The 11,894-nt window shown below is 40.5% G+C and carries 12 protein-coding genes, 1 tRNA gene and 1 riboswitch; of the genes, 9 read left to right on the top strand and 4 right to left on the bottom strand.

The annotated features are described in order from the left end of the window. Window positions 1–116 precede the first annotated feature (116 nt). The 3 genes from ACOAOT_RS05125 to ACOAOT_RS05135 are packed head-to-tail and all read right to left on the bottom strand — an operon-like array spanning window position 117 to window position 3,524. Window positions 117–1,904, bottom strand: coding sequence for a sensor histidine kinase (locus tag ACOAOT_RS05125; protein WP_420215992.1), 1,788 nt, complete (start codon window positions 1,902–1,904; stop codon window positions 117–119). Further along, window positions 1,904–2,266 carry a helix-turn-helix domain-containing protein gene (locus tag ACOAOT_RS05130; protein WP_420216658.1) on the bottom strand — a complete coding sequence of 121 codons (363 nt, stop codon included), beginning with the start codon at window positions 2,264–2,266 and terminating at the stop codon, window positions 1,904–1,906. The genes ACOAOT_RS05125 and ACOAOT_RS05130 overlap by 1 nt, the downstream gene beginning before the upstream one ends. Next, window positions 2,214–3,524 carry a response regulator gene (locus ACOAOT_RS05135; protein WP_420215993.1) on the bottom strand — a complete coding sequence of 437 codons (1,311 nt, stop codon included), beginning with the start codon at window positions 3,522–3,524 and terminating at the stop codon, window positions 2,214–2,216. Before ACOAOT_RS05135 ends, ACOAOT_RS05130 begins: the two co-directional genes overlap by 53 nt. Window positions 3,525–3,739: 215 nt before the next feature. Here ACOAOT_RS05135 and ACOAOT_RS05140 point away from each other — a divergent pair, with 215 nt between their 5' ends. From ACOAOT_RS05140 to ACOAOT_RS05155, 4 genes are all read left to right on the top strand, one after another. After that, complete coding sequence (locus tag ACOAOT_RS05140; RefSeq protein ID WP_420215994.1) at window positions 3,740–5,185, top strand: ABC transporter substrate-binding protein; 1,446 nt, start codon at window positions 3,740–3,742, stop codon at window positions 5,183–5,185. A gap of 110 nt (window positions 5,186–5,295) precedes the next feature. After that, window positions 5,296–6,225 (top strand): carbohydrate ABC transporter permease, encoded by a 930-nt coding sequence (locus ACOAOT_RS05145; RefSeq protein WP_104436795.1) that lies wholly within the window; start codon window positions 5,296–5,298, stop codon window positions 6,223–6,225. A 13-nt stretch (window positions 6,226–6,238) separates the two neighbouring features. Then, window positions 6,239–7,114, top strand: coding sequence for a carbohydrate ABC transporter permease (locus ACOAOT_RS05150; RefSeq protein WP_420215995.1), 876 nt, complete (start codon window positions 6,239–6,241; stop codon window positions 7,112–7,114). Window positions 7,115–7,214: 100 nt separating this feature from the next. Beyond that, complete coding sequence (locus ACOAOT_RS05155) at window positions 7,215–8,186, top strand: DUF4846 domain-containing protein (RefSeq protein WP_420215996.1); 972 nt, start codon at window positions 7,215–7,217, stop codon at window positions 8,184–8,186. An 80-nt stretch (window positions 8,187–8,266) separates the two neighbouring features. Here ACOAOT_RS05155 and ACOAOT_RS05160 read toward each other — a convergent pair whose 3' ends face one another. Further along, the gene (locus ACOAOT_RS05160; protein ID WP_420215997.1) at window positions 8,267–8,935 is read right to left on the bottom strand and encodes an ECF transporter S component; all 669 of its coding nucleotides are present in this window, start codon (window positions 8,933–8,935) and stop codon (window positions 8,267–8,269) included. Between the two features lie 84 nt (window positions 8,936–9,019). Next, window positions 9,020–9,136, bottom strand: a riboswitch (FMN riboswitch). Window positions 9,137–9,230: 94 nt separating this feature from the next. On the opposite strand from ACOAOT_RS05160, the gene ACOAOT_RS05165 reads away from it, so the two are divergent. From ACOAOT_RS05165 to ACOAOT_RS05185, 5 genes are all read left to right on the top strand, one after another. Beyond that, a tRNA-Ala gene (locus tag ACOAOT_RS05165) sits at window positions 9,231–9,303 on the top strand. 467 nt (window positions 9,304–9,770) lie between these two features. Next, the gene (locus tag ACOAOT_RS05170; protein WP_420215998.1) at window positions 9,771–9,995 is read left to right on the top strand and encodes a hypothetical protein; all 225 of its coding nucleotides are present in this window, start codon (window positions 9,771–9,773) and stop codon (window positions 9,993–9,995) included. Window positions 9,996–10,052: 57 nt separating this feature from the next. Further along, on the top strand, window positions 10,053–10,637 hold the full coding sequence (locus tag ACOAOT_RS05175) for a TIR domain-containing protein (RefSeq protein WP_420215999.1): 585 nt from the start codon (window positions 10,053–10,055) through the stop codon (window positions 10,635–10,637). A 15-nt stretch (window positions 10,638–10,652) separates the two neighbouring features. Continuing rightward, window positions 10,653–11,240, top strand: a complete 588-nt coding sequence (locus ACOAOT_RS05180; protein WP_420216000.1) for a hypothetical protein — start codon at window positions 10,653–10,655, stop codon at window positions 11,238–11,240. A 422-nt stretch (window positions 11,241–11,662) separates the two neighbouring features. Beyond that, window positions 11,663–11,863 (top strand): NUDIX hydrolase, encoded by a 201-nt coding sequence (locus ACOAOT_RS05185; protein ID WP_420216001.1) that lies wholly within the window; start codon window positions 11,663–11,665, stop codon window positions 11,861–11,863. Window positions 11,864–11,894 lie beyond the last annotated feature (31 nt).

Here is an 11,894-nt window from a genome sequence, read left to right on the forward strand (position 1 = left end):
AAACATATAGTATTTTAAATAAATGATATAGTAATATAATACAATAAAACTGGAAGATACATGGCAGATTGGTGAAAAAACCGGATCAGCATGGAAAAACCACACTGATCCGGTTTTTAAATATCCCTGGGAAGTTCAATAATAACGCTGTTTTTTAAATAAGGAATACTTTGAAATGTGATGTGAAAAGAATCCCCATAACATGCTTTCAGTCTCTTTTGTATATTGGATAATCCAAAATGCTTCTGAGACTCTGAAGAATTTTCTGTAATGCAGGCATTTGCCACTTCAATATCAATTCCCTTGCCATTGTCCGTTACTTCAATCCTGATTTTGTTGTCATCAGCTGATGATATCAGGATATCAATCCGGGGAGGAACCGGTTCAAGGCCGCTTATGAAACCGTCGAAACCATGGCGTATGCAGTTTTCTGCCAGGGGCTGCAGCAGTATTTTCATAATTTGGCAGTCTTTTAATAAAGGATCAATTTGTGTTTCCATCTGGATCCCGCTTGAAGAATGACGGTTCATGATTTCCATATAGGAAGTGACGTGTTCCACTTCTTTTTCCACTGAAATCATTGTCTTTCCAAAACTCAGAGTAGTCCGTAAGTATTTTCCCAGACTTTCAAGCATTCCTTCTGCAGTTTTTGAATGGCCATTTAATATCTGGAAATGAATACATTCCAGAGTATTGTAAAGAAAATGAGGATTAATCTGTTCCGACATCATCTGTATTTCCGCCATCGCCTTTTTTTGCTCCTCGTCCTTAATCTGCAAAAGCTGCAGCTGTATGGTATCGTACATCTGGTTTAACTGGACGCCCAGAAGGCTGATTTCGTCTGTATGATTAAATTCCTTCCGTTTGGTATAGGTTTTGTCGTTAATGCTTCGAATAATTGTTCCCAGCACCCGTAAATTTCTGGTAAGAAGGCCGGACAGAGCCAGGCTGAGTAAAACAGCCGCAAGAAAACAGGCAATCCATACCAGAATAAAGAAGGAACGAATCTCCTTAATATCACCGGTGAGAGCCGATTTTTTTGTCATGTGAACCACATTTAAATTACAGAATTTGATCTTATCCATGGTCAGAAACAGATCTTCATTATCCGCCTGAACCGTCCCTTCCTGTCCGGGTGAACCATCTGCGACCCACTTACAGATTTGGGGAAGAAATGCATCCGGATACTCTTTTTCCGTAATATCCAAAGGCTGTCCGTTCTCATCTGCCAGATACATACAGTAAGTGTAGCGGTTGGACATCCGGTTAAAATAATCCCGGATCTGCTCCGTGTCAACCAGAAGAATGAACCGGACTTTTCTGCAGTTGGGTATATCCTGATAAGCCAGATGCTTGGACGACAGAATACTGGAGACCGGATAGGAAACCGGAATCACCCCTTTTTTGCCGAACATATTGCTGAAACGGGTGGGTAGTACGGTAATGCGCGGATATTGCCAGATATTCTCCGGGAGAAGTTGGTCAAAATGATTGCTGATGCCCAGAGAGGTGGGGCTGAACATAATTTGATCATCACCGCATACCAGCACATTGGTTACAAGATCATGATTTTGCAGGAATGAATCCGTAACAGCAGTAGCAGTCGTGAAATATCTGGCATAACCGGTAAAATTGTAGTTGTTGATAGCGGCGATCATCTTAGGAAAGGGCTCCTTTACCAGAAGATGATTGGTAGCAGCCGAGAGAGAATTAAACTGGTAGGAAAGGGAATCTCCGGCCATCTCTACGGAGCTTCTGGCTCTTCTTAATACTTCATTGGTGTTTCGTTCATAAAAATAGAAATAAGACACCTGCCCAATGAGAAAAAGAGCAGCCGATGTAATGAAAATCATTCCGGTCACTAACTGGTAACGGAATTTTAAATTGGCAAACCACTTAATCATTAACTGCTCCTTTCTCCGGCAGCAAACTGTTTTTGATATTCCGAAGGTGTAAGCCCGGTTCTTGCCTTAAAGGCACGGCTGAAGGAGCGGTAATCTTCATAGCCAAGGAGCAGGGAGACTTCTCCTGATGTATGTTCCTGAAATTTCAACTGTTCCTGAGCATAGTTGATCTTTAAATCCAGGGTATAATCCCGAAAGTTCAGCTGTGTTTTATTTTTAAAATAAGTGCTGAAATAGCTTTTGCTCAGTCCCAGATAATTGCATACATCTTCGGTTCTGGGATTTTTTAAGAGATTTTTATTAATGTAATCAAGGGCTTTCTGAATTAATGGATCGTTCTTTGCAGCCTGGCTTACCGTCAGCTCCTCTGCAAATCCGGAAAGGGACCTTTACCATAAAGATCTCAATATCCTCCAAAGAATTTAAACTCTGCAATGCTGCAAAGGAATTGCCGGTATAGCTTTTCGGCGGTCCGTCAAGATACCGGGACAACTGGCTTTGCAATGTAATGATTAAATAATTGCACATACTGTAAAGATAAGACGGTGGAGGAAGAACAGGAGTGGTCAGTTTCTCTAAATAGAGTTTAAAACGGGCCTGTATGTTATCTCTGTCATCTTTTAAAACAGCTTCCAAAAGATCGTCACCAGGCATAATGACCGGGGGCTGTCCCGATTCAAGAACAGCAAAATCAAGAACAGCGCCAGCTTCCGGATAAATATGCCAGGTAATGATATGCCTTGCATCCTGGATAGAGGCGGAGATTCCACAGAGAGAAGAAACGGGTTTGCCAATGGCAGCTGTAACACAGACCATCCCGTCAATGTTTATTCTGTTAATATAATGTTCCAGCATTTTATGAAGAGAGTCCCAATGGTCTGACTGAAACGGAAGATTTACAATTAATACAAGACCGGCAGGAGGATAATCAGAGATCAGTGCCGGTAACCCGCTTAATCCTTCTTCCAGAGCTTCCATTAAAGGGACAAGTGTATATGCCAGTTCAGACGTTTCTTCTGTATACTGATACGTGGAATATGCCTGGATTAAAACGGCGCAGCTTTCCTTATCCCGTATAGAAAGACCATATTCCTCAATTACCTTATTCAGTTCCATGGCGGAAAGCTCACCACGAAGAAGCTGGGGGATTAAGTTTTGTTTACGCAGGGAAACCTGGGCTTTGCGCAGTTTTCTCAGTGTAGAAAGCTGATCGCTGTGATAGTCCCGTTTACTTAAGATTTCTTCTTTTAAATTCTGGATCAGTTCGGTTAAATCTCTGATGGAAATGGGCTTCAGTAAATATTCCTTTACCCCATACCGAATCGCATTTCTCGCATATTCAAATTCGTCATAACCGCTCAATATAACAAAAGAACAGTCAAACTGTTCCTCTTTCGCGCGCCGTACCAGCTCCAGTCCGCTCATTCCTGGCATTTGAATATCAGTTATTACAATATCCGGTTCATAAAAGCGGATTTTATCCAGGGCCTCCGCGCCATTGGCAGCAGTCCCGATCAGTGTGATTGAATAATCCTCCCAGGGAATAATGGACCTAAGACCGGAACGGATCTCCGCTTCATCGTCTACAATCAGCAAAGTAATCATGGATATTGGGTTCATAGCGGCATCCTTTCCTCAGTTCGTATTAAAAAGCAAGGCAATTATAGCATTGTGCATAATGAAAATCAAGGCGAAAGGCCATGAGTAGTATATTTCGTAAAAAATGTTACATGCATAGTAGAAAAAGTGGTGTTTTCATTCGAGAAAATGATTTATTATTAAGGCACATCACCAACAAGAAGGTAATAGTTAACAAAAAGAAGGGAGCAGAAATTATGAGAAAAACAAAACGACTGGCAGCAATGAGCATGGCCTGTATGATGGCTGCATCTGCATTAACTGCATGTGGGGCAAAGAGTGCAGAGCAAACGACTGCGGCACCGGCATCAGGGGGGCAGGAAACAACAACTGCAGCAGCAGGGGGAGAAACAAAAAAGGATTCCGCTTCATCAGATAAGGTGAAAATCACTATCTGGACAGATAACCGTCATGATCTGGAGTACATGAATAAGGTGGTGGATGAATTTAATAAAACAAATGATCATATCGTACTTGATTATGTGGTACAGACAGAGAACTACGAAAACTTACTGTCCATGGCGGCTAATTCCGGACAGTCACCGGATATATTCTCTCAGATTAACGGAGATGATTTTAAAAACTTCACAGATAATGGAATTATCCAGCCTTTAAATGATTACCTGACTGATGAATTCAAAAAAGTAAATGAGGTTGATCAGCACTTATACGAAGGCTGCAACGTAGTAGGAGATAAGATTTACTGGGTTCCATGCGGCAAAAGAAGCGGTTCCAGAATGATCTACAACAAAGATGTCTTTGATAAGCTGGGACTGAAACCACCAACAAAGATCAGTGAGCTTCCGGAAATGGCAAAGAAGATTACAGAGGCTGGAAAAGGCGATTATTACGGCATCATTTTCCCGGGAGCAAGCGGCCCGTTCGAGCGTTGGCTGGAGCATTCTGCTGAAATGAGCGGAGTTAAATTATATAACTACAAAGAAGGTAAATTTGATTTTACCGGATTTAAACCATACCTTGAAACCGTACGCCAGATGTTTCAGGATCAAAGCGTTTTCCCAGGTTCCACTTCCATGAAGATTGACCCGGTTCGTGTACAGTTTGCAGAAGGTCATGCAGCAATTCATGGCAATGCGTCCCAGGAAGCAACCGTTTTAACTGAGCAGTTCCCAGCTAAAGTTCAGTGGGGCGTTGCACAGCTGCCAACTTTAGACGGTGAGATCAAAGGTGCGGAAACCTGCTCTCCAAACACTGGCTGGATGATGAGTGCATTTACTGAGCATCCAAAGGAATCATGGGAAGTTATTGAATATTTTGGTTCTGAAAAAGTTTTAAAAGGTTATTTAGAAGGCGGTTATTCTCTGCCAATCTCTAAATATATGGAAAGCAAGATTGATAAGAGCAAAACCGGAAGAATGGCAGATTTTGCAGGTGCTGATTATGAAGCAGTATATCCCGTTGCTCCATCTGTAACACCAGACGGCGAGAATTACAGAGACGCACTTTGGAATGCATGTCTCCCGGAAGGACCATCAATCGATGAAACAATTGCAAAATTAAATCAGACCTATAATGATGCTCTGGATAAAGAAGTAAAAATGGGCAAGACAAAACGTGTGGTTATTAAGGATTATGATCCTCTTCATCCAGGCGCAGGCACAGTGGAATATCTGGATAAGTAAATTGGTATTACGGCTGCTGCAAACAGAACTGCTGTCTTGCAGCAGCCTTTCTTTCACTGGGCGGGCAGGAGCGGAAAACGATTATAGAATAAAAATAAGGAGTGAAGGAAATGAATTCAAACAAATCTTTGGGAAGCCGGTTCAAAAAGAGCTGGGATCATGGTGATATCCCTATGTGGCTGATGCTGATTCCCACCATCTTTTTTATCCTGGTAATGTCGGTGTATCCATTTACATGGCTGATTCGATATGTTTTTTATGATTACAATGGTTTTAAGGCATATTTTGTAGGATTTGAAAACTTCAAACGTATTACCGGAGATGGAATATACTGGAACAGTGTTCTTCACACCTTTGAATATGCTATTTTAAAGCTTGTCTTTCTGTTGCCTCTTTCTCTGATGACAGCAGTGCTTTTACAGAGAAAACGGTTTGGAAGCGGACTGATGCAGGGCATCTATTTCCTACCCACTGTCATCAGCTCAGCGGTATACAGTCTCATCTGGTATTTTATCTTCGCAACTTATAACGGAGTCTTAAATGCATTCCTGCAGCGCATAGGAGTAATACAGCAGCCAATCGACTGGCTGGGAAGCGGAAAGACCGCCATGGCAGCAGTGGTCATAGTAGCAGTCTGGGGAGGTTTTGGAAATTACATGATCCTCCTGATTTCCGGTCTGGCAGGGATTCCTTCAGACGTATACGAAAGTGCACAGATTGACGGGGCAAACGGAATTCAGACCTTTTTCAAGATCACACTCCCAATGCTTGGACCTGTATTAAAAGTGGTTATCATGCTTGCCATTACCACCGCATTTAAAGATTATGAATCCATACTGGTATTGACGGCAGGTGGTCCCAACAACCGGACTCATGTGATGTTTTCCTACATTTTCCAGATGGTATTTGGCACTTCAAGAGCAAAAACCCCGCTGCAGATCGGATACGGCTCCGTTCTCAGCATCGTTTCGGCGCTTATCGTAGGAGTTATCACCATCATATATCTGAAGATCAGCAAAAAAATGGATGACATTTCATAGGAGGGAGAAAACAATGGCAAAAGAAAGAACAGGGCATTCCGTAGAATCCCGAAAGACTAAAATGATTAATGTTGTTATTTTTCTTCTTCTTGCAACACTGGCATTTTTCACTGTTTATCCGGTTATTTATATCCTGTTTGGTTCCTTTAAAACCAATAACGAACTTGTTCGCGGCGGCGTAAACCTGCTTCCCCAGAAATTCATTCTGGATAACTACAAACAGGCATGGGAAATGGCGAATTTCTCAAGATACACCATGAACAGCCTTGTACTCAGCTTTGGTGTAATGGCAGTTTCCCTTACTGTAAGCAGTATGGCAGGCTATGTATTTTCCAGAAAAGAATTCAAGCTGAAAAGCCTTATTTATAATTCCATGGTAATGTTCATGTTTATCAATGTAGGCAGCGTTGCACTCCGTCCTCTGTTTGAACTGGCTGTAAAACTGCACATGAACAAGTCACTGATCTCCATCATACTGATCTCAGCCGGTGGCGGCCAGGCAACGTATGTATTCCTGATTCATGGATTTATGAACAGCATCCCTAAGGAAATGGATGAAGCAGCAAAAATAGATGGCTGCAGCTTTTTCGGAATTTACTACAGAGTTATTTTACCTGTTATAAAACCGGCTTTGGCAAGTGTTGCTTTGTTATCATTCCGCGGCGGCTGGAACGAATACATCCTTCCTTTAATCTTTACCATGACCAATGAAAAGCTTCGTCCCCTGACCGTAGGAGTCGTTGCTCTTCAGAATGCCGGAGACGGGGCGGCAGCGTGGAACATTCTGTTCGCAGGTTCTGCCATCGCCATTGTTCCGATTATCCTGGTATATATGGCAGCAAGCAAGCAGTTTATGGGCGGAATGACGGCAGGAGCGGTTAAGGGGTAAGAGTTAAGCGTTAAGATTCCTTCTGGTAATCAAAATAAGACTATGCTACAATGTTAGAAAAGAGTGTGGGAAACACTACCAGTATGCAGGGGGTCTTATTATGAAGCGAACCATCAGTTTATTGATAACCGGGGCGATACTTTGTGTGGCAGCTGTTTCGGTGCAGTCAGGTCATTCGGGGATTGTACTGAAAGAGCTGCCTGTGCCTCATGCGTCTGCGCCGGAACAAGATCTTTCTATGGTTTCTCTGGAAGAGAGCCAGAAAGAAAACACGACGGCCAAAAGCGTTGTGGCTGGCGATAAGGTTTCGCTTTTAGATCCTGCCGGATCTACGCTGGAGAGCCGTTTCCTGGTTCCTGCCGGTTATAAAAGGCTGGAGAAACCAGCTGGAAGTTTGCAGGGATATTTAAGACAGTATTCCATGAAACCGGACAAGAGTCCCGTTCTTTTATATGACGGCAAGGAGAAAAGACGCCAGGATGTCCACGCCGCAGTATTTTCCATGCCTTTGGTAGAAGGTGATTTACAGCAATGTGCAGACAGCGTTATACGAATGTACGGAGAATATTTATGGTCAGTGGGAGCCTATGATGGTATTGCATTTCATTTGACCAATGGTTTTTTTATGGACTATCCGTCATGGAGAGCCGGAAAGCGTTTGCTGGTGGATAAAAACAATGTATCCTGGGTGCAGAAGGCAGCTTATGATGACAGCAAAGAAAGCTTTGTAAAATATTTACGGCAGGTTATGGTATATGCAGGAACGCTTTCTCTTGAGAAAGAGTGTACCAGGACTGATTTAAACCAGGTGCTGGCAGGTGATTTGCTGATTCGGGGAGGAAGTCCCGGACATTGCGTTATGGTTGTGGATGTGGCAGAAGATCAGTCAGGAAACCGGTGCTTTTTACTGGCACAGGGGTATATGCCGGCGCAGGAGTTTCATGTGCTGAATAATCCCCTTCACGATGCAGATCCATGGTATTATAGCAATGAGATTAAGGATACTGTTGTAACGCCGGAATATACATTTTCCATAGACAGTCTGAAGCGTTGGAGAGAATTTACCAGATAAAGAAGAAGGTAAAAGATCCTGCCGGTTTGTAGAGGGCGGATCTTTTACCTTTTTCCATTTATTGTTTTATATTTATTGCTTTACATTGCGCCTTTCATTACCATGATTATCATAATGCAGGTAGCTAAAACGACTGCAGCTGTAAGTGTCATACCAAGATTGAGACTACGTTTCTTCTCGGTTGAAGTATCAGCAAAGTTTAAGAGATTTGATTTTCTCAGTGTAGTAACCAGTGGTTTATAGATTAATAATGTAAGTGCTGTATTAATTCCGCCTTTTAACATATTAAATGGTACGAAGGCAGGAAGCAGAAGCTTTGCCACAGCTTCTCTGGGATAACCCATATAAATCGGTGTGATTAAATAGTTCCAAAGTACCATAATCAGTGTCATAAGAAGTGTTCCGGCAATCATACCAAGGAAGGCACCCTTCATGGAATGGTGTTTCTTATAGAGGTAGGCAGCAGGACAAACAAAGGCCACTGTGGAAAGGATGTTCATAATAAGTCCAATGATTCCTGTGCTGCTGATTGTAAACATTTCGATGAAAGAGACGATGATGGAGATCACAGCTGCGGACATAGGACCAAATAAGAATCCACCGGTCAGGATAATCACATCTTTAGGTTCATATTCCAAAAATGGAACGATAGGGATTAACGGAATCCGGATTGCCACTACGGCTACAAATGCCAATGCGCACAACATTGCCATTACAGTTAACTTGTTTGCTTTTCTGCTCATATTCATGATACAGACCTCCTGAAAAATAAGTAACACCTGAAAGAGTGTCTTTCAGGTGTTAAAAATAGACAGGTGTATTATCATCATTTAACACATCTTCTTTCATCCAGACTTTACTGTCGGTATTGGAATCTAACCAATTCTGCGCTCTGAGCGCTCGCGGACTTTACCGCCGGTCGGGAATTTCACCCTGCCCTGAAGACATCTATATGCAGTTGTTCTGAATGTATTATAACATTTTTTTTATTAAATGCAATATCTAGTTGCAATTTTTTTTACTCTTTGCTATAATAGCCGTCATGGGGGTATAGCTCAGCTGGGAGAGCGCTTGAATGGCATTCAAGAGGTCATGGGTTCGAATCCCACTATCTCCACTTTAATAATAAGCCGCAGGCATGATCGCTTGTGGCTTAAATAATAACTTATAGGGACGGGACACTTGGTAAATCAAGGGCAAAAAGGTACATTTTCAGTTTGAGAATGTGCCTCTTTTTTTGCCCTAATTGTAGATGACAAGGGGCTATTATTGAAGTTATGCAAATATGGTAATTATTATGGAGAAGAAGTGGATAATCGAATAATAAATTACCATTATTTGATTGAATTATTTTACAATATGTCATAAAATAAATAAAGTACTCAAATTAAAGAATGTAGGTATGTATAAAATTATAAGAAATATTGGTTAATGATTTAAATAAAACTAAGCATGTAATAGCAATAATGTGTAGTTAGAAATTATTATTAAAGGGGAAACATCTATTATGAAATGGCCTCATATTATTCGGAATATGATCAAATATATTAAGTTACTACTATGTTAGAAAGGAAATATCCAATTATGATTATTACGCCACAACTTGAAGAAGAAATTAAAAAGGATATCGCTATATGTGAAAATTATCAAGAGCGTAATGGATCTCAAGCACTCTATGGTCAATTGGTTGCAAAATATAGCGTTGTCGATAAGAACTTCAGTAAAAACCTGTCAACCAGTGGCAAAGTTGTACCAGTTGGCGCTGAGTTTGACTATAGGCAGGAACTAAAAGCAATTGCTACAAAATAGAACATGTGGTTGATTACTGCTGACAGCATCGAAAAGATGGCAAAAGGTGAGAGCGTCGTGTCAATAGAAACGCATCCAACAATATTTATCAGCCATCGGTCAATTGATAAAGAGATTGCGGATATACTTCTTGATTTCTTTGTTAGAATGGGTATTTCAAGAGACCTTATATTTTGTTCTTCTCTCCCTGGAAATGATATTAACGAGAAGATTTCATCTGAGGTTAAGGATGCTATTAAAACAAGCGCTGTTAATATTGTTATTCTATCACAGGAGTATTATAAAAGCGCATATTGTTTAAATGAAGCCGGTATTATTTGGTTTATGGATTCAGTACCCGCCATTCCTATTGCGTTACCGGAAATATCGTCGGATAGTATGATCGGTTTTCTCAATAATGAATACAAAATTCGACGACTAGATTGTGATGATGATATTTCTTATATTTACGATACTGTTCGGAATGTAATTTCCGCACAACAGGTGAAAGCCAGTATAATAACTGCTGAGGTGCGAAAATTAAAAGATCAATACTTGAAATACATAGCCTCCAGGTCATTTGTTCCTACCGCTGCGACCCTCGAAAAAATAATTGAAGTTACTACTGATGATGAGCGTATTGTTCTCTATTACATCATTTAAAAAAAAGTTCGAAGATTGAAGAAAGAGGATTTATCTAGTTGGATAAATGATGAAGAAATCTATGATTTCAATATAGATAATGCTTTTGATTTATTATCCTCGTTAGGTAGTGGTAAAATTGTTAATGGCACATTGGAACTGGATGTTAATGTTTTCAGGGACTACTCAACAAGGGCAGAAAGTATCCTTAGAGAATTAGCTCCTTGTATTAAGGAACATCGACAATTGGGTCGAGATACGTTTGAATCTATGTGGAACTCAGGTCAATTTGACGATGTTGTAAAATTGTTTTTGACGTATATAGTTGAAGAAAAAGTATCTTCTTTTGGTGATCGTTGGATGGCTGAAAAACAGATTGAACATATAAAAATGTGGGAAAGTAAGAATAGCATGGAGATGAAATTGTCCGAAAACTATGGAGCTTGCTTAAGTCTGTTTGTACAAAATCATTTGGTATATGACAGCGATTGGACAAGTTATGGAAATCCACGTGAATATAAGCTATGTGCTTCTTTAAAGACTTACTTATTAATGAAGGAATTCCCATACGCAGAAGAATTGATAGATATAAAACAAAAGTATCACTTCCAACCACCATTTTAGCAAATAAAAAGTTGAACCATAATAATTTATTTCCATTATGTTTATGATGGACACCTGGATAAACAATAATGGTTAGCCACTAACCCGATTTTTACATTTAAAATCTTCTTTTCAAAGCTCATTCAAAGAACTACAAATATATAGGGGGTGTATCTGTGCCAGGTTTATTGCTTTCTGCATATCAAAAGTTTTATAGTGCCTTGAATAATTTAGATAAATTCAACAAGCGTCTGCTCATCAATGGCCTGGAGAATGGAGATAAGCTCTATACATATCCGTTCTGTTCACTGTTGAGTTATTTCACCAACCATGGAAATGATTTTTGCTAAACGTTTGTCTTTTTTACACAAGTACTGTATTTCAAGAGAGTCTTGATTTAAGACTTCCGCAACCATGTGGTTTTAAGGATTGGATACAAGAGGATGGAACTAGATACAGAAGGAGAGTTAAAGTCCTCAGATGAAGGTAGAGTATTTTGGCTAGATAGAGCAGATGCTGATAACGCAAACCTAATATGGAATATGAGAGAATTAATGGAGATTTTTGTAACTGATACATACAGTGAATTCTTTTTTAGGGTTGAAGAAGGTAAGAAACCAGGAGTAGAAAACCTTCTTGGTTAATGTGGGTTTGCTGTTTTATCATATGTAAGGA

Origin of the sequence: Lacrimispora struthionigena, from assembly GCF_048627165.1 — a bacterium.
In the GTDB taxonomy this organism is placed as follows: domain Bacteria; phylum Bacillota; class Clostridia; order Lachnospirales; family Lachnospiraceae; genus Lacrimispora.

Coding starts and splice junctions, on each gene's coding strand:
- ACOAOT_RS05140 (WP_420215994.1), top strand. CDS start 3,740: ATGAGAAAAACAAAACGACTGGCAGCAATGAGCATGGCCTGTATGATG.
- ACOAOT_RS05145 (WP_104436795.1), top strand. CDS start 5,296: ATGAATTCAAACAAATCTTTGGGAAGCCGGTTCAAAAAGAGCTGGGAT.
- ACOAOT_RS05185 (WP_420216001.1), top strand. CDS start 11,663: ATGGAACTAGATACAGAAGGAGAGTTAAAGTCCTCAGATGAAGGTAGA.
- ACOAOT_RS05150 (WP_420215995.1), top strand. CDS start 6,239: ATGGCAAAAGAAAGAACAGGGCATTCCGTAGAATCCCGAAAGACTAAA.
- ACOAOT_RS05155 (WP_420215996.1), top strand. CDS start 7,215: ATGAAGCGAACCATCAGTTTATTGATAACCGGGGCGATACTTTGTGTG.
- ACOAOT_RS05170 (WP_420215998.1), top strand. CDS start 9,771: ATGATTATTACGCCACAACTTGAAGAAGAAATTAAAAAGGATATCGCT.
- ACOAOT_RS05125 (WP_420215992.1), bottom strand. CDS start 1,904: ATGATTAAGTGGTTTGCCAATTTAAAATTCCGTTACCAGTTAGTGACC.
- ACOAOT_RS05135 (WP_420215993.1), bottom strand. CDS start 3,524: ATGAACCCAATATCCATGATTACTTTGCTGATTGTAGACGATGAAGCG.
- ACOAOT_RS05160 (WP_420215997.1), bottom strand. CDS start 8,935: ATGAATATGAGCAGAAAAGCAAACAAGTTAACTGTAATGGCAATGTTG.